General features: G+C 61.0%; 11 protein-coding genes, 1 tRNA gene and 1 pseudogene. 6 read left to right on the forward strand and 7 right to left on the reverse strand.

All coding sequences use genetic code 11. The annotated features are described in order from the left end of the window. Nucleotides 1-2: 2 nt before the first annotated feature. Together pbpC and CFU_RS17275 are read right to left on the reverse strand one after the other, a co-directional pair. Nucleotides 3-2,280: pseudogene (gene pbpC, locus CFU_RS17270) on the reverse strand (penicillin-binding protein 1C). Continuing rightward, nucleotides 2,265-8,033, reverse strand: coding sequence for an alpha-2-macroglobulin family protein (locus CFU_RS17275; RefSeq protein WP_041743624.1), 5,769 nt, complete (start codon nt 8,031-8,033; stop codon nt 2,265-2,267). Before CFU_RS17275 ends, pbpC begins: the two are co-directional and overlap by 16 nt. A gap of 366 nt (nt 8,034-8,399) precedes the next feature. Here CFU_RS17275 and CFU_RS17280 point away from each other — a divergent pair, with 366 nt between their 5' ends. Both CFU_RS17280 and CFU_RS17285 read left to right on the forward strand, forming a co-directional pair. Then, on the forward strand, nt 8,400-8,714 hold the full coding sequence (locus CFU_RS17280; RefSeq protein ID WP_014007321.1) for a hypothetical protein: 315 nt from the start codon (nt 8,400-8,402) through the stop codon (nt 8,712-8,714). Further along, nucleotides 8,707-9,030 (forward strand): helix-turn-helix domain-containing protein, encoded by a 324-nt coding sequence (locus tag CFU_RS17285; protein WP_050808628.1) that lies wholly within the window; start codon nt 8,707-8,709, stop codon nt 9,028-9,030. The genes CFU_RS17280 and CFU_RS17285 overlap by 8 nt, the downstream gene beginning before the upstream one ends. Here the strand turns inward: CFU_RS17285 and CFU_RS17290 are convergent. Then, nucleotides 9,005-10,399, reverse strand: coding sequence for a sensor histidine kinase (locus CFU_RS17290; RefSeq protein WP_014007322.1), 1,395 nt, complete (start codon nt 10,397-10,399; stop codon nt 9,005-9,007). The two genes, CFU_RS17285 and CFU_RS17290, sit on opposite strands and share 26 nt — an antisense overlap. Then, entirely contained in the window at nt 10,396-11,079 is a 684-nt protein-coding gene (locus tag CFU_RS17295; protein ID WP_041742273.1) for a response regulator, read from the reverse strand. The genes CFU_RS17290 and CFU_RS17295 overlap by 4 nt, the downstream gene beginning before the upstream one ends. A 177-nt stretch (nt 11,080-11,256) precedes the next feature. Between CFU_RS17295 and CFU_RS17300 the strand changes: the two genes are divergently transcribed. Together CFU_RS17300 and CFU_RS17305 are read left to right on the forward strand one after the other, a co-directional pair. Further along, the gene (locus CFU_RS17300) at nt 11,257-12,084 is read left to right on the forward strand and encodes a MipA/OmpV family protein (RefSeq protein WP_041742274.1); all 828 of its coding nucleotides are present in this window, start codon (nt 11,257-11,259) and stop codon (nt 12,082-12,084) included. Nucleotides 12,085-12,096: 12 nt separating this feature from the next. After that, nucleotides 12,097-13,218: an SDR family oxidoreductase gene (locus CFU_RS17305; RefSeq protein ID WP_014007325.1), complete on the forward strand. Its 1,122-nt coding sequence runs from the start codon at nt 12,097-12,099 to the stop codon at nt 13,216-13,218. A gap of 53 nt (nt 13,219-13,271) precedes the next feature. Here CFU_RS17305 and CFU_RS17310 read toward each other — a convergent pair whose 3' ends face one another. The 3 genes from CFU_RS17310 to acs form a co-directional block, all read right to left on the reverse strand. Next, complete coding sequence (locus CFU_RS17310) at nt 13,272-13,505, reverse strand: hypothetical protein (protein WP_041742275.1); 234 nt, start codon at nt 13,503-13,505, stop codon at nt 13,272-13,274. 187 nt (nt 13,506-13,692) lie between these two features. Next, nucleotides 13,693-13,783, reverse strand: a tRNA-Ser gene (locus CFU_RS17315). Between the two features lie 129 nt (nt 13,784-13,912). Beyond that, nucleotides 13,913-15,895 carry an acetate--CoA ligase gene (gene acs, locus CFU_RS17320; RefSeq protein ID WP_014007326.1) on the reverse strand — a complete coding sequence of 661 codons (1,983 nt, stop codon included), beginning with the start codon at nt 15,893-15,895 and terminating at the stop codon, nt 13,913-13,915. 135 nt (nt 15,896-16,030) lie between these two features. Here acs and CFU_RS17325 point away from each other — a divergent pair, with 135 nt between their 5' ends. Together CFU_RS17325 and CFU_RS17330 are read left to right on the forward strand one after the other, a co-directional pair. Continuing rightward, complete coding sequence (locus tag CFU_RS17325; RefSeq protein WP_014007327.1) at nt 16,031-16,927, forward strand: DMT family transporter; 897 nt, start codon at nt 16,031-16,033, stop codon at nt 16,925-16,927. 34 nt (nt 16,928-16,961) lie between these two features. Then, nucleotides 16,962-17,576, forward strand: a complete 615-nt coding sequence (locus CFU_RS17330; protein ID WP_014007328.1) for a TIGR00645 family protein — start codon at nt 16,962-16,964, stop codon at nt 17,574-17,576. Nucleotides 17,577-17,633 lie beyond the last annotated feature (57 nt).

Here is a 17,633-nt window from a genome sequence, read left to right on the forward strand (position 1 = left end):
CGTCAGGATGGTTTTTTGCCGATGCTCTTGGATTTCTGCGACGCTTTTTCAACCGCACCACGCACTTCAAAACGGACCTGGTCGACCACGGCCATTTTATGGTCCAGCAATTCCAGCACATGGCGGCCGGGCCATGGCATCCAGTCGAAAGCAAGCTGCGGATCTGGAGCGGCTGCCTGACGGTTGGCTGTCTTACCATTTGCCCTACCGGTCTTCGCCATCGGTAGCGCCAGCAGCTTGCCATCCAGCCGCCACGTACCGCTGGACAAACCATCTGCGGCAAATCTTATGCGCTGCCGCTGCGGCGGAATATCCGGGTCCAGCGCGACCAGCATGCCTGGCGTCGGATAACGGATGGCGATGCTGATGTCGTCTGACTTGGCGGTGGTGAGCAGGCTTTGCTCTGTCCCTGCCAGGAAATACTCCGGGCGCGGCGCTTCAATCTTGTCCTGGTAGCGGATATCCTGCTCCACCACGCCGGCCGGTTTTTGCGGGATCTGCTGCCGCAGCTGGTCACGCGCGTGCAGGTATTGCATCACTTCCTGCCAGACCGGCGCGGCGCCGGTCACGCCGGATACGTCCCACATCGGCAGGCCCGACGCGTTGCCGACCCAGACGCCCACCGTATACCGGTCCGAATAACCGACCGCCCAGTTGTCGCGCATGTCCTTGGAAGTGCCGGTCTTGACTGCCGCCCAGACGCGCGTCGAGAGCGCGTTCTCCAGGCCGAAAGTGCGGCTGCGGGCGCTGCGGTCGGACAGGATGTCGCCGATGATGAAAGCGGCGCCGGGATCCATCACCTTGCGCATTTTTACCGCGGGATCGCTCAGCGCAGTGCGCACACCGCTGTAGCGCCCCTGGTTGGCCAGCGCGCGGTAGGCATTGCTCAACGCCAGCAGGCTGACGTCGGCGCTGCCCAGCGCCAGGCTGTAGCCGTAATAATCGCCGGATTCGCGCAACTGGAAACCCAGTCCTTGCAGCCGTTCGAAAAAAGTCGTGGGCGTCACCGTCACCAGGGTGCGCACCGCTGGAATGTTCAGCGACGACGCCAGGGCGGTACGCACGCTGACCAGGCCCTTGAACTGCTTGTCGTAGTTTTGCGGGATATACAGACCGCTGGCGGTCGGCAGGTTGATTGCCGAATCGTTCAGGATCGAGGCCGCGGTCATCCATTTTTTTTTCGATCGCCAATTCGTACAGGAACGGCTTCAAGGTCGAGCCGGCCTGGCGCAAGGCAACCACGCCGTCGACATCGGCCGCGTTCGAAAACGAACCGCTGGAACCGACCCAGGCCAGCACGTCGCCGCTGGCGTTGTCGAGCACGACAATGGCGCCGTCTTCGATATTGCGTTCCACCAAGGCCGCCAGCTGGCGCCGCAAGGCATCGTTGGCAAAACGCTGCACGCCGGCATCCAGGGTTGAGCGCACCGATTGCCCGGGCGTACGCAGCAGCTTGCGCGCCAGGTGCGGCGCCAGTTGCGGTGCGGTGGTGGTGACAATGACTTCCGAGTTAGAGCCGGTGCGCACCAGCGCCAGCAGGGTGAAATCTTCCAGGCCTTTGCACTCCTGCGCCGCGCGTTGCTCCTGCAAGATGCGGCAGGCGCGTTCGGCGACACGGGCCGGCGTCGCGTTCGGGCCGCGTATCAACGCCACCGCAATCGCCGCTTCGCGCTGGCTCAGGCCGCTGGGATGCTTGCCGAACAGCACGCGCGACAAGGCATGTATGCCCACCAGCTCGCCCCTGAAACTGACCAGGTTCAGGTAGGCTTCCAGGATCTGGTCCTTGCGCCAGTTGCGCTCCAGCTGCTGCGCCACCACCACCTGCGACATTTTCTGGCCGAGCGAACGCGGCGCATTGCGGCGCCGCAGGTCGTCGTCCAGCAAACCCGCCAGCTGCATGGTGATGGTCGAGGCGCCCCGGGTCTTGGTGTTCCACAGATTGCCCCATGCGGCCGCCGCCACGGCGTTCCAGTCGACCCCGCTGTGCTGGTAGAAACGCCGGTCTTCCGACGCCACCAGCGCATTGCGCAACGCCGGCGACACATCTTCCAGCGCCACCCACGACAGGCGGCGCTCGTTCGGATTCATGCGGACCTGCTGCAGCAGCTGGCCCTTGCGGTCGTACAGACTGGCTTCGGAAGAACGGAATTCCTGTTGCACATCGGCGAAACTCTGCAGGGCGTGCACCGGGCCGGCGCTTAAGGCCAGCGCAAAGGCCAACGTCAGTGCAGCGCCCAGCGTCCAGCGCCTGAGTCCAGTCGACTTCACTTCACCGTCCATTTCTGGTTAGGGCTTTCACCAAACATTTCCGGCGCATACATCGCTTCCACCCGCGTCGGCGGCAAGCTGAATTCGCCCGGGTTGTTGATGCGGAAGGTATACGTCATGGTGAATTTCCCCTTCGGTACGTACTCGTAATAACTGCGGAACGCTTCAAAACTGCGTTCTTCGTACGCCACCCAGGCGCTGCGGCTAGGCCGTTCGCTGCTGGTGGCTATGGCAGAATCGCGGCCCAGGCCCGAACCCAGCAGGGTAGCGCCGGCCGGGATCGGATCGGTCACTACCACCCAGGTCATGTCGGTCTGCGCATCGACTTCGAGGTCGATCCGCACGATATCGCCGCGTGTGTATTTACCTTTTTCCTTTTGCTCGACCGGGACAATGTTCTTGCTGATCCGATAGCCGCTGGAGAACGGTTTCTTCAACACTACTGCAGCCAGGCTTTGCACCGTCACCCATGGCGCGCCGCTGCCGGCATGGCTCAGCTTCAGGTCTGCAGGAGCAGCGGACGCCGGCCATGACAATTGCAGTTTGCCGGGCTCGGTCGCTGCAGCTGCAGCAGGCCAGCTGTAGCTTTGGCTGCCGCTGACGGCAGCGCCCTGCTCCAGGCTGGCCTTGGTCACGCCCGTCACTTTTTCCGACTCGAACTTGCGCGCGAATTTCTGCAACGCGAGCGAACCCCACAGATTGGCCGTGGTGGTCGACCAGTGGCCGCGCGACTGGCGCTGGATGGCGCCGTTGATCAGCTTCGGCATGTCTTCTTTCCAGGCCGGATTTTCCAGCATGGTCAGCACCAGCCGGTTGGCGTTGGTGTCGGCGCTGGCCATCAGCCACCACCAGTAGTCGCTGCTCTCGGTGGAGAAGCCCATGCGCGTGCTTTGGTAATTCAAGCGCGAACGGATGATCTGTTCGGCTTCGGCCTGGCGCTTGGCGCGCTCTGGAATGCTGGAAACCCGTTGCAGGATATTGATCCAGTCCAGCACAGCCGAAGTCGGCCACAGGTTCGGGGAGATCTGGATCGAATCCAGCATCGCCGGCCGTACCCGGTCGTAGCGCGACAAGGCTTCCAGCGCCGCTAGCTTGCGTACGTCCAGGTCTTTCTGCGGCGACCAGAAATCGCGGGTGATCTTGCCTTCCACGAACGCTGCGAGGCCATCGAGCATCTTGTCGCGGCTTTGCTGCGGAATCGCAAAACCGGATTCCTGGGTTACCGCCAGCAGGTAAGCCGTCAAGGTATCGCTGCCGCGGCGCGCATTGCCTTCGTTCGGCGGATAGTAATAAGCCAGGCCGTCGCTATCCAGGTAAGTCGGCAAATCGTTCAATACCTTTTGCCACATGGCCTCGTCGCGCAATCCTATCGCGCGCGAGGTCTTTTGCTCCAGGCAAGAGAATGGATAATTGACGAAGTAGCGGCGTATGCCTTCATTGCCGGAAGCCAGCGACGGCGCCAGCGAGATCGCCAGGCCGCCACGCCCGGGCAAGCCGTCAGCCGGCGGCGCTACCGCCATGCTGAACGGCTTGTCGAGCTGGAACAGGGTGGCTTGCTGCACCGTCACCGGCACCGCAGGCACCACGCGCTGGGTGAACTTGATGCTGTCCTTGACCTTGGGGCCGCCCTGTTCCTGGGCATTGATCTCCCACGCCAGCTGGCCGACGTCCGGCGGCACTGTCACCGTCCACACCAGCTCACGGGTTTCACCGGCAGGAATGCTCTCATCCTTGGCCGGCAATGGCGTTGCCGCCAGGCCGGCGGCCTGCGCCGTGGCATGGACTTGCATGACGCGGGTGGTGGTGTTGCGCACCGTGACCAGCGCGCTGAAATTGTCGCCTTCCCGCACCAGCGGCGGCAAGCCGGAAATCAGCTGCAGGTCCTGGGTCGAGCGGATGCTGACGGCGCCGGTGCCGAACAGGCTGTCGCCGCTTTGCGCCACCGCCACGATCTTGAAGCTGGTGAGTGCATCGTTCAAGGGGACGTCGACCTGGGCCCGGCCGTTGGCGTCCAGCACGATGGCCGGCTTCCATAACAGCAAGGTGTCGAACAGTTCACGGGTCGGCGATTTGCCGCCGCCGCCGCCGGCAGGAATCGCCTTGCGGCCGTAATGGCGCTTGCCGACTACCTGCATTTGCGCAGTCGAAGTTTCCACGCCGTAGCTGCGCCGCTGCAGCATCGCTTCCAGCAGGTTCCAGCTGCGGTTGGGCTCCAGCTCCAACAAGGCTTCGTCGACCGCCGCCAGGGCGATTTCAGCGCCGGCGGCCGGTTTGCCGTTTGGCAGGTTGACCTGGATGTTGACCTTGGCGGTGGTGCGGATCGCATAGCTGGGCTGGTCGGCCTTGACCGCCACCGCAAGCTGGTTGGCGGCAGTGCCGACCGTGATTTCGGCAATGCCGTATTTATAGGCCGGCTTGGCCAGGTCGACGGTGGCGCTAGGCGCCTGGTACTCCTTGAATTCACTCCACCAGTTCAGCGGTTCTTTCCAGCCCCAGGTAAAGAAGGAATACCAGGGTACGTCGCGCATACGACCGCGCACCGCCAGCACCGAGACAAACACATTGGGGCCGTAGCTGGCCTTGACCGGCAGGCTGAAGGTCGGGTCCTGCCCGTTCAGCTGCACCACCTGGGTTTCGATCACGCCTTCGCGTTCTACCGCAATCAGGGCGGTGGCGTAGCGGAACGGCATGCGCACCTGGAACTTGGCGGTTTCGCCCGGCTGGTAAATCTTTTTCTCAGGCAAGATATCAATGCGGTCCTGGTTTTCGCCATCGAACCACAATTCGCCTTGTTTGGTGACCCAGACCGAGCTGCTGGCGAGCGCAGGATAACCGCTGCCATCCTGACCCTTGGCGGTGAGTTCGATATTGCCCGGCTCCAGCAGTTCCACGCTGCAGATCATCAAGCCGCGAGCATCGGTCTTGCCGGAGCATAGCGGCCCCAGATCGCTGCCTGTACTGGTGTTTTCGTAAGCGTAGAAGCCGCCCACCATGCGCTTGCGATGGGAATTGGTCTGTTTGCTGGAACCGCTGATTTCAATCGGCACCCCGGCTTGCGGCTGGCCTGCCGGATTGAGGGCGACCGCCGTCAAGGTCAGTTTCTTCTTGACCGAAACCCACTCTCCTGCTTTCAGGCCCACCACCACCGCCGAAGGCCAGATCGGCGTGACGCTCGATACGGTCTGGATCTCGCCGTTCGGATCGGCGTACGTCATTTCCGTCAGCAATTCCTTCGGCACGGTAATGGCGGGCATGTCCTTCACCACGGTTTTGCCGGCGCCGTTCTTGTCCAGTGTCACCGGCAATTTGTCGGCCACGATTTTCTGGCTGTCGGCGCTGCTGTCCTCATCGTTGCGGCCTGCTGCAAAAGAATAACCGTCGTAGCCGGCAAAACTGACCGACTTGCCGCGCAGCAGGCTGGTGACGTGCACCGCCTGGCCGGAAGCGCCGCCGCCGTTCAAGTAATTCAGCTGCACGTCGAGCGGCACTTCCTTGGGCGCCACCAGGATCTTGGGCGGCGTGATCCGTCCCTGCAGCAAAGGCAAGCGGAATTCTTCGACGCGGAAACTGCCGCTGCTGTAGCTGCGGCGGTTTTCATCGTAGCCTCCGCTGTCAGAATCGGCATCGCTGTCTGCGTCGCCGTCAGCATTGCCGCCGCTGACGCCGCTCTTGACCTTGCCGCCGTCCAGCACCACCTCATAACTGCCGAGCTTGGCCTCCTTCGGAATCTGGAACACGGTCTCGGCATTCTTCTGCCCGCGCCAGCTCAGCGCAAACTGATATTCCTGGCCGCTGCCCTGGTGGGTGATGCGCACCCGCGTCGGCAGCTTGTCGTTCGGCAGCAGGCCGAATCCCTGCATGGTCTCGGTGCGGATCACGTGTTTCATCGATACCGTTTCGCCGGCGCGGAACAGGGTGCGGTCAAATATCGTATGGGCGCGCACGGTGGCGGATTTGTCGTAATCCATCGGCAGGTTGAAGCGCCAGGATTCGATGCCGTCATTCCAGGAAGTCAATGCAAAAGCCATGTCGGGCCGGCCTTTTTCATCGGTCTTGCGGGCGCTGACAAAAAAGCCGTCGATATGCCCCGGCTCGTTGTTATCGCCATTGCGGCAACCGTCTACCGGGAATTCCGGCACCACGACGACCCCGGTCTTGTCGGTCTTGCCACGCCACAGCTCAGTGCCGCGGCAATCGGAAATGCGGACATCGGCGTCGCTCACCGGCTTTGCGCTATCGAGCGTGGTGACCCACACCGCGCCGTTCTGGCGGCCGATCTTGACATGCACCGACAGATTGGTCACCAGCGCGCTGGTGCGCACATACATGGGCGCGGCCTTGCCTAGCAGCGAGGCGCCCAGCTTTTGCGATTCCAGTTCGACCACATAGAAACCCGGGTCCTTGAGCGGGATGCCGATCACTTCAAACGGCCGCACGCCATCCTTGCTGTCCGGCGACGGCGGCAGGGCCAAGGTCTTGGCACCGGCCTGCTTCGCCAGCAAGCCGATGCTGCGCGTTTCCACCTGCTTCTTGCTGATGGTGATGGTGGTTTCGTGATACTTCCTGAGCTTGGTCAGCCAGGCGATGATGTTCTGGTCGTCGCTGACTTTCAGGTTGCTGACCGTTCCTGGATTGACCTTGCCGTCGGCGCTGCGGGCCAGCATGCCGGTTTCGACGCTGCGCAGGGTGACCGGCAAGGTGGCGTCGGCGTTGAGTTCGATGATGCCGAACGGCGCCGAGGGAAATTTCGCCAGCGGCGGATAATCCGCCATCCGCACTTTCAGCGGAAACGCAGCGGCATTCGACAGCGGCCGGCCGCTCTCGTCCTGGAATCCTTGCGGCAGGTTGACGCCGAGTTCCTCTTTTTCGGCAAACGGCGGCTTGAAGGTCAGTTGCGAAACGGTGTCGTCGGTATCGTTCTTTTCAAAAAAAGGCTTCAGCTTACCGTTGGCGGCGCTCAGCGTCACACCTTCGGCCAGCTTGCGCGGGACCGGCGCAGTAAATAAGATGCGCAGCGGCAGGATCGGCGCACAGGCTGCATTGGCGTTCTCGCGCTCGCAACTGACGCTGGCAGTAAACACCGGCCGCACCTTGAACTTGAATACTTGCGGCTGGCTGCTGGCGATGCCGGACGCGGTGCTCACGCCTTTGTCCCAGGTCAGGCTGACCGCACTGTCGTTAGGCAGACGCTGCTGGCATTGCACCGTGCTGACCCTGTCGGGATTGATCTTGTCGGCAAAATGATCGAGCAGCTGCTTGCGTTCGACGCCGGCGATGAACTTGACCGGAATCCGCTCATGCACGCCCTCGGCCTGGCAATACACGTGTTTCAGTATGCTGTCGCCGGTGGCGGCGCCGTTCTGGACCAGTATGAAGACTTGCTCTTCATCGATATGGTCGCCGCGCGGCATGATGTCGACCACGGCCGGGCCGCCGGTATTGAACTGGAATACGGTCTTGCCGCTGACTGCGGCGCCGGACACCAGCTTGAACCCGGTTTTTACGGTAAAGCCGCAGCGTGTTCCCGGCGGCAGGTCGCGCACGAAATCGTAGATCCAGTTGCGCTCATCGGCCCAGCGCCCGCTGCCGGCCTCGGAACAGCTGATGTCGAACGGCGTGGGCGCTTTCGGATCGCCGAACTTGATGGCGGCCTCCGAGAAATTCACCCGCACCTGGCGCACCTGGCTGATCTCGCCTTGCGGCGAAAAACTGCTGATGTTGGCGGCATAGGCAGCTTGCGTCATCTGGCCGCCGAGCAAGGCCATGAGCAGCGCCAAGGTGCTGCGCACAACGGCGCCGGAATGTTTTTGGCCGAAAAAAAACAGCCCCGGAAAGCTCACGGCGCTGCTACTGGTTTTCTTTCGTTCTATTGCTGCTTGCATAGCAATCCTCGGGCTAGGAAAAGATGGAATATCACTTTGCGAGGATACAGCATCTTTGTGTCTTTATGGCAATTTTACAATTTAGATAATGCTTGCCATCTTAAGCATATTGCCATAGCCATAAGCCACGGCTTGAAACGTCTCAGATACGTTCGCAGAGGCATTTTTCTGTCAAAAATGTCGTTACGATAACTATCCGCATGCAAATCTAAAACCTCCTTCATATACGTCAATGACGTATAATTTAAAATGTACACTGTCGTCGAAACCAAAATTTTTCAACAGTATGCATCGGCTATCTGGTCCGACGTCGAACGCGAGGAGCTGATCAACTGGATTGCGGTACATCCTTTTTCCGGCGACGTCATACCTGGCACCGGAGGCTTGCGCAAAGTGCGCTACGCACGTGATGGCATGGGCAAACGTGGAGGTGCGCGAGTGATTTATTACAATCTTCTCGGTAACGGCGAAATATGGCTGCTGATTGCGTACACAAAAACCAAATTCGATAAGCTGCCGGCCAGTTTCTTAAACAAGCTTCGCGAGGAAATTCATCATGGATAAAGAGCTGGATCAATTTCAATCCGACTTGTTGAAATCGGTGCGTGACATGAAGACGGGCAAAGCTGCCCGCTCGACATCCGTGATGGTCTCTCCAATTGCCAAAGCGCGCACACAGTCCGGTTTGTCGCAGTCGCAATTTGCGGCACTCATGGGCGTATCGGTTCGGACATTGCAAGAATGGGAACAAGGCCGCCGCGGACCTTCCGGCGCCGCGCGAACACTACTGAACATTGCAATCCGGCATCCCGAAGTACTTATCGAAGAATCGCGGCAAGCTGCGATCTCCGTCTTCACAGCGGCGCCCACGGAAACCTGACTTCAACCAGCAAACCCTGGTCGTCATCGGCCGCATTCAGCCTGATGAACGCGCCATGCTGATGCGCCACCGACTTGACGATCGTCAGGCCCAGCCCGCTGCCGCTCTGGGTCTGGTCCGGATTGCGGAAAAAGCGGTCGAATACGCGGTCGCGCAGGGCTGGCGCAATGCCCGGTCCCTGGTCCGCCACGTTCAGCACGACCTGGGTCAGGTTGCTGTGCAGGCTGACAAAAACCGTGGCGCCCGACGGGCTGTACTTGATCGCATTGTCGACCAGGTTGTCGATCAGGGACACCAGGCTGTCGCGATGGCCGAGGATGTAGCATTGGTTTTCGGACATCAGCTCCAGCTCGATCTGTTTCAGCTGGGCCAAACTCGATAGCACCGCCAAGCGGTCCTGCAGCAGCACGCCCAAATCCAGCCGCTCGAGCACGATGCTGGCGGCGGGATCGCTGCGCATCAGCATCAGCAACTGGCCCACCAGCCTGGTAGCGCGGCTGTTGCTGCTCAGGATCCCGGCCAGCAATTCCTGCTGGCGCTGGTTGCCGCCCTGGCTTTGCAATGCCTCCACATTCACCCGCATGGCGGCCAGCGGCGTACGCAGCTCATGCGCGGCGTCGGCAATAAAATTGCGTTCCCGCTCCACACTCTCGCTCATGCGCTGCAGCAGGGCATTGATGCGATCAACCATGGAACTCAGTTCCAGGTGCTTGGGCTTGAACTCCAGAGGCGCCAGGTTCTGCGGGCCGCGCGTAGCCACTTCGCGCGCCACCCGGCTCCAGGGGCGCAGCGCCATGCGTATCGACAGCCAGGCCGGCAGCAGCAGGAACGGCAGGCTGATCAGCAAGGGCAAGGAATAATAACCGCGCGAATTCATGTCGATCAGCATTTCCATGCCATCTCCCGGCACGATCATGGTGACGCGGGTATCCGACTGCCGCGACTGCACGGTGCGCGCGCGCCAGCGTATGCCGTCGACGTAGACGGTTTCCGGCTGGCCGAGACGGCGGTTAACGATGCCGCTGGGCGTATCCTCGGATTGGTAAAGCAGTTTCCCGCCTTGCCGCACCTGCATGCTGGGCGACAGCTGGGGCGTGTTGCCGCCGACGCCATAACCTTCGCGCACCGCCTGGTCTATCAGGCTCAGCACCTTGTGCTGGCGCTCCGGATTGTCGGCCAGGTTTTCGACAACGCCGAAAATCGCGTCGTATGTGCGGTCAAGGCTGATCGGACCGGGCGCCCGGCTGGTCTCGAACATGGCGTAGCCGATGAACAAGCTCCACAGCAGCGTCAGCAACAGCATCTGCGCCAGCAGCAGGCGCCGCACCAGGGTCGGCCGCAGCAGGCCGCTCCACCAGCGGCGCATCATTTGCGGACGCTGCGGGCCGGCGCCTGCAGGTCTATCACGAAGCCGACGCCGCGCACGGTGCGGATATAACCGTCGCCGATCTTGCGCCGCAGGTTGGCCATGTGCACATCCAAGGTATTGCTGGCGTTGCCCTGGCCGCCGGGCAGCGCCAGGTCTTCCAGGATGCGCCGCGTCACCACCCGGTCGGCGCGTATCAGCAAGGTGCTGAGCAAGGCATATTCGCTGGCGGTCAGCTCTACCGGACGCTCCTGCACGGAGACACGGCGGGTCGGCGCATGCAGCGACAGGCCGCGCAATTCCAGGGTCTCGCCGTCGAAGCCGTAGCTGCGCCGCGCCAGCGCCCGCACGCGCGACAGCAGTTCCGCCAGCACGAACGGCTTGACCAGGTAATCGTCGGCGCCGCTGTCGAGGCCAAGCAGGCGGTCGCTGACCGCATCGCGGGCGCTCAGGATGATTACCGGCAGCCCCTTCTTTTCACGACGCAGGCGCGTCAGCAGGCTGAGGCCGTCGCCGTCGGGCAAACCCAGATCCAGCAGCACTAGATCGCAGGTGTCGGATTCCAGGTGGCGCAGCGCATCCTCCAGCTGGCGCACCCACACCACGTCCATGCCATGGTCTGTCAGGGCAATGCGCACGCCATTGCCCAGGTCCAGATCGTCTTCTATCAGCAGTATTTTCATAGCCTCGTATTTAAACACTCTAACGTGAAGAAAAGCTGAAGAAGACGCTGCCGTGCGTCTTCAGCAAACGTTAACGAATGGCTCATGTTCCCTTCATATCGCTCACGGATACTGCTGGCTTGGACAATCCGCCATGGCACGTCCCCCCGACAACGCAATCCGACCAGAAAGCCGATAATGAAAAAGCGTTTCAACAGAATCAACCTCGCCTCGCTTGGCATGCAGCTGATGCTGCTGGGCGCCGGCAGCACGGCGAGCGCCAACGCGCTGACCGACATCGCAAAAAAGAGCGACGAAAATACCCTCACCATAGGCGCCGGCGCCGCCTTCGGCCCGCGCTACTCCGGTTCCGACCAGAACATGACAGGGCCGGTCCTGGCGCTCGATTACTCCACGCCGGGCGGTTTCTTCGCCAGCACCATGCGTGGCATAGGCTATGGCAGCACGGCGGGCAGCTTCAACTATAGCGCAGCGCTGGGTTATCGCGACGGGCGCCAGGAAAAGGATGAAAGCAGCTTCGGTTTCAGCAGCGGCAGCACCCGTTTGCGCGGCATGGGTGAAATCAAGGGCTCGGCCATCGCCATCCTGAGCGCCGGCTACACACCGCTGGAATGGCTGAACCTGAGCGTCACGGCCGATCTCGCGCTGTCGCAAAAAGATAACGGCAATGCCTTCCATTTTTCGGCGTCCAGTCCGTTCTACACGGCCGACAAGGACAAGCTGTCGCTGGCCGCAACCGCCAGCGTCGGCGATACCAAATACCTGCAAACCTATTACGGCGTCACAGCGCTGCAATCCGCCAATTCCGGCTACGCCGCTTTCAAGCCGAACAGCGGCTTGTACGAAGTCAGCGCCAACCTGAGCTGGGAGCACCAGTTCGACAAGAACTGGGCGCTGCATACCCTGGTGGGCGCAGCGCGCCTGCAGGGCGACGCCGCCAAGAGCCCGATCGCCAGGCGCAGGCTGGCGCCGAATGCCGCGGCGTACGTCACCTATAGTTATTAAGATCGCCAGCAGATGAACAATGAAGACTTGATCCTGATTACCGGCGCTACCGGCTTCCTGGGCGGCGCCACCGCCGTGGAAGCGATCCAGGCCGGACTGGCGCACCGCTTGCTGCTGCTGGTGCGGGCGCCGAATCCCCGGCAAGCCCTGGAGCGCCTGTGGATCCAGCTCAAGCAGGTGGGCGCCAGCGATGCCGACCTGGCGCAACTGAGTTCGCAGCAGGTCCTGTGCGCCGACTTGTCGGAGCTCGCCGGCATCGTCGGCGATCCGCGCCTGGAAAGAGTATCGACCGTGATCCATTGCGCCGCGCTGGCGACTTTCGCCGACCATCCTGCACTGGAAACAACCAACGTCGACGGCACGCTGGCGCTGGCCGCGCTGATGGAAGGCCGCCCGCGGCTACGGCGCTTTCTCTACATCGGCACGGCCATGGCTTGCGGCAGCCATTCCGCCGCCGACAACAGCATCCCGGAAATGGCGAACCTGCCGCTGGCGCAGGAAGACCACCTGGTGCCATACACCCGCTCCAAGGCCATCAGCGAGCGCATGCTGAAGGAACGTTTTCCGGACCTGCCGCTGGTGGTGCTGCGCCCGTCCATCGTGGTCGGCCACACGCGGCTCGGCTGCGCGCCATCGCAAAGCATTTTCTGGGTGTTCATGGTGTGGCAGAAGCTGGGCGTACTGACCACTTCGCTGGATGCCAAGATCGACGTCGTGCCGGTCGACTGGTGCGCGCAGGCCATCCTGCACCTGGCGTTCAAGGAAACGCTGGCGCGGCAGGTGTTTCATCTATCAGCCGGAGCCCAGTCCAGCCGTTCGTTCCGCCAGATCGACGACGCGCTCGGCAGCCGCAGCAACGCTTACGGCCGCGATTACGAGCAGATCGCGGTCGACCAGATCGACCAGCTGATACCGCGCATCAAGGTCCGCATCCCCGACTGCAATCCGCGGCTGCTATCCAGGGCCTTGAAGCTGTATGGGGAATTCGCCAGGTTGAACTACGTCTTCAACAACGACAACCTGTTGGAGGAAGGGATGACAAGCGCTGCGCCGTTGACCGACTATATTGGCTTGTGTGTGGCCAGCACCAGGAACATTCCTATCTCTGAGCAGATGAAATGGGATTTCAAATAACCGGGCATGCTTGGGCCTGATGTTGCATCGCCAATGGCATCGCGTATAAGCGCTTAGGCAAGCCACTTCGATAGCACGCTGAAAGCGCTTAGCGCAACCACCACGATAGCGCCCAGCTTGATAGTCAGGCTGAGCTCCAGCTCGCGCAGGTCAGCCTTGGTTGCCACTTCCGCCGATTCGTGCGCTTCTTTCACTGCATTGGAGATCGCCTCGGCTTGTGGCGCAGGCAGGCCTGCGGCCTCAAGGGTTTTAACAAATTTAAGCGTATCAAATGTCACAGCCGACATATACCGACCTCCTGTCGTCAGGATTTTATCACTGAGCGAAATGCCTGCTGCACACCGGATAGCCTGGTTCAGTGCAATCTTAAATATACGTCTGCAACCTACCAGCAACGCTGATGATGCCGATTTTCAATAGTGAGCGGGATTCTGCAAACAAAAAGGCCTCCGCTCGGGAGGCCTTTCAAATACTTGGCGGAGAGACGGGGATTCGAACCCCGGATAGGCTATGAACCTATACACGCTTTCCAGGCGTGCGACTTCAACCACTCATCCATCTCTCCTGCAACTACAACAGCGCTTTTTACAACTCTCCGTGGGATTTGATTTTCACGAAGCCGCGTATTATAGCAACAAATCCGGCAGAAACAGAAATTTCTCTTCAATACCCCGCGCAAGCCCTGTTCAAGCGCTTATTGAGCTTCCTTGAGCTGCTCCAGGATGGCTGGATTTTCCAAAGTGGAAACATCCTGCGTGATTTCCTCGCCTTTCGCCAGCACCCGCAACAAACGCCGCATGATCTTGCCCGAGCGGGTTTTCGGCAGGTTGTCGCCGAAGCGGATTTCTCTGGGCTTGGCGATCGGGCCGATTTCCTTGGCGACCCAGTCGCGCAACTCCTTGGCGATCTGCTTGGCTTCGTCGCCGGTCGGGCGGCTGCGCTTGAGGACCACGAAGGCGCAGATGGCTTCGCCGGTGGTGTCGTCCGGCTTGCCGACCACGGCGGCTTCGGCAACCATGGGATGGGCCACCAGCGCCGATTCGATTTCCATGGTGCCCATGCGGTGGCCGGAGACGTTCAGCACATCGTCGATGCGGCCGGTGATGGTGAAGTAGCCGGTGTCCTTGTTGCGGATCGCGCCGTCGCCGGCGAGATACAGCTTGCCGCCGAACTCGGGCGGGAAATAGGCGCTCTTGAATCGTTCCGGATTGTTCCAGATGGCGCGGATCATCGATGGCCATGGACGCTTGACGACCAGGATGCCGCCGTGGCCATCCGGCAGTTCATGCCCGGCTTCGTCGACGATTACCGCCTGGATGCCCGGCAGCGGCAAGGTGCAGGAACCCGGCACCAGCGGCGTCGCGCCCGGCAGCGGCGAGATCATGTGGCCGCCGGTTTCGGTTTGCCAGAAGGTGTCGACGATGGGGCAGCGTTCGCCGCCTATATGCTTGTGGTACCACATCCAGGCTTCCGGATTGATCGGCTCGCCGACCGTGCCCAGCAGGCGCAGCGACGACAGGTCGTATTGCGAAGGATGGATGTTCTTGTCGGCGTCGGCGGCCTTGATCAGGGAACGGATCGCGGTCGGCGCGGTATAGAAAATCGTCGCCTTGTGCTTCTGTATCATGTCCCAGAAGCGGCCGGCGTTGGGGAAAGTCGGCACGCCTTCGAAAATGATCTGGGTGGCGCCGACCGCGGTCGGGCCGTAGGCGATATAGGTGTGGCCGGTGATCCAGCCGATATCGGCGGTGCACCAGTAGACGTCGTCGGGTTTGATATCGAACACCCACTTCATGGTCAGCGCCGCCCACAGCAGGTAGCCGCCGGACGAGTGCTGCACACCTTTCGGCGTGCCGGTAGAGCCCGAGGTGTACAGGATGAACAGCGGATGTTCGGCGTCTACCCATTCCGGTTCGCAGGTCTCGGCCTGCGCTGCGACCAGTTCGTGCAGCCAGAGGTCGCGGCCGGCTACAAAATTGATGGCGCCGCCGGTGCGCTGGTAGACCACTACGTTCTTGATGCTGTCGCAGCCGCCCAGCGCCAGCGCTTCGTCGACGATGGATTTGAGCGGCAGGCGCTTGCCGCCGCGCGCTTGTTCGTCGGCGGTCAGCACGGCGACTGCGCCGGCGTCGATGATGCGTTCCTGCAGCGATTTGGCGGAGAAGCCGCCGAACACCACCGAATGGGTGGCGCCGATGCGTGCGCAGGCTTGCATCGCGACCACGCCTTCGACCGACATCGGCATGTAGATGACGACGCGGTCGCCCTTCTTGATGCCCAGCGATTTCAGGCCGTTGGCGAACTGGCAGACTTTCTTGTGCAGTTCGCGATAAGTGATCTTGCTGACATCGCCGCTATCGGTTTCGAAAATGACCGCGACCTTGTCGGCATTGCCATTCTGCAAATGGACGTCGAGGCAATTGTAGGAGACGTTCAGCTTGCCGTCGTCGAACCATTTGTAGAACGGCGCATTGGATTCGTCCAGCACCTTGGTGAAAGGTTTGTGCCATTGCAGGTTTTCCCGGGCCAGGCGGCCCCAGAAACCTTCGTAGTCCTGCTCGGCTTCAGCTACCAGCGCGCGATACGCGTCCATGCCGGAAATTGCCGCAGTCTTGGAAAATTCTGCCGGGGCTGGAAAAATGCGGGTTTCCTGGCCAAAGGTTTCGATGTTCGCCATGCTGTCTCCTGCTTTTTAGTAATTGACGCTAAACATAAACTTTTACACTTACTCTAGTCTTACATTGCCAGATGCTAACGCTACCAGAGCCTCACAGTCGGTTATCATCGCACATTCAGCTCATTCCTACAGCCCATGCGTCACACAAAATCTTATGCTTACCTGGCGCTGGCCATGATGCTGGTAGGCGCCAATATCGGTTTCGGCAAGGCCATCATCGCGGTGATGCCGGTGCTGGTGTTCGGCCTGCTGCGCTTTGTGATTGCTGTGGTGGTGATGGCGCCGCAGTTCTTCAAGGCCGCGCCGCGCCTGGAGCGACACGAATGGCTGACCCTGTTCGGCCAGGCTTTTTTCGGCACTTTCCTGTTTACGCTATGCATGCTGTACGGCGTCCAGCACACCACCGCTACCGCCGCAGGCGTGATCACCAGCACCCTGCCGGCGGCGGTGGCGATCCTGTCGCGCCTGATCCTCAAGGAGCGGCTGCAGCCGCGTACGCTGGCTTCCATCCTGCTGGCGATTGCCGGCATTGCCGTGCTCAACCTGAGCAAGAGCGATAGCGGCGACGGCGGCCAGACGCCGCTGATAGGCAACCTGTTCGTAATGGCTGCGGTGCTGTGCGAAGCTACTTATGTGGTGCTGTCCAAGCGCCTGACGCAAACCCTGTCGCCGATGCGGATCACTGCCTACAGCCATCTGTTCGGCCTGCTGCTGATGCTGCCGTTCGGGCTGACGGCAGCCTTGTCCTACGATTTCAGCCAGGTCACGCCCGGCATGTGGCTGCTGGTCTTCTGGTATGCGCTGGCCGCCAGCGTGATCGCATTCTGGCTATGGCTGACCGGCACCAAGCACGTGCAGGCCAACGTGGCCGGCATCTTCACTGCCCTGATGCCGCTGGCGGCGGCCTTCATCGGCGTGGTATTCCTGCATGAAAGCCTTAGCTGGGCGCACTTTGTGGCGCTGGCGCTGGTATTGACCGGGATTGCGGTGGCCAGCTGGCCGCAGTCCATGAAAACCGTGCAAGAAGTGTAAAATAGCGACGCTTTTCCCTTTCCCGATAATTCCAATGAGCAACATGCAACCATCTGCGCCAAAAAAAGCCATAGGCGTCCTGCCGAACCTGATTTTCATGAGCCGCTGGCTGCAATTGCCGCTGTACCTGGGCCTGATCCTGGCGCAATGCGTCTATGTTTTCCATTTCTGGGTCGAACTGACCGACCTGATCGGCGCCGTGTTCGGCAACGCCGCCTCGCTCAACCACATCCTCGACGTGGTCACGATCGATGGCGCGGTGCGTCCGACCAAACTGACCGAAGCCACCATCATGCTGGTGGTGCTGGGGCTGATCGACGTCGTGATGATCTCCAACCTGCTGATCATGGTGATCGTCGGCGGTTATGAAACCTTTGTCTCGCGCATGAACCTGGAAAGCCATCCGGACCAGCCGGAGTGGCTGTCGCATGTGAATGCTTCGGTGCTGAAGGTGAAACTGGCGATGGCGATCATCGGCATTTCGTCTATCCACCTGCTGAAGACCTTCATCAACGCCAATGCCTACGATGTCAAAACGCTGCTGGCGCAGACCGGCATCCACATCACTTTCCTGCTGTCGGCGCTGGCGATCGCCTGGTGCGACCGCATCATGACCGCGACCCAGAACCAGGCCAACGGAGAGCATTAAAGTACATCCGCGTGGGCACAGGTGCCTACCCTACATCGTTTAATTTTTACAGAGATA

Origin of the sequence: Collimonas fungivorans Ter331 (assembly GCF_000221045.1) — a bacterium.
Classification (GTDB): Bacteria; Pseudomonadota; Gammaproteobacteria; order Burkholderiales; family Burkholderiaceae_D; genus Collimonas; species Collimonas fungivorans_A.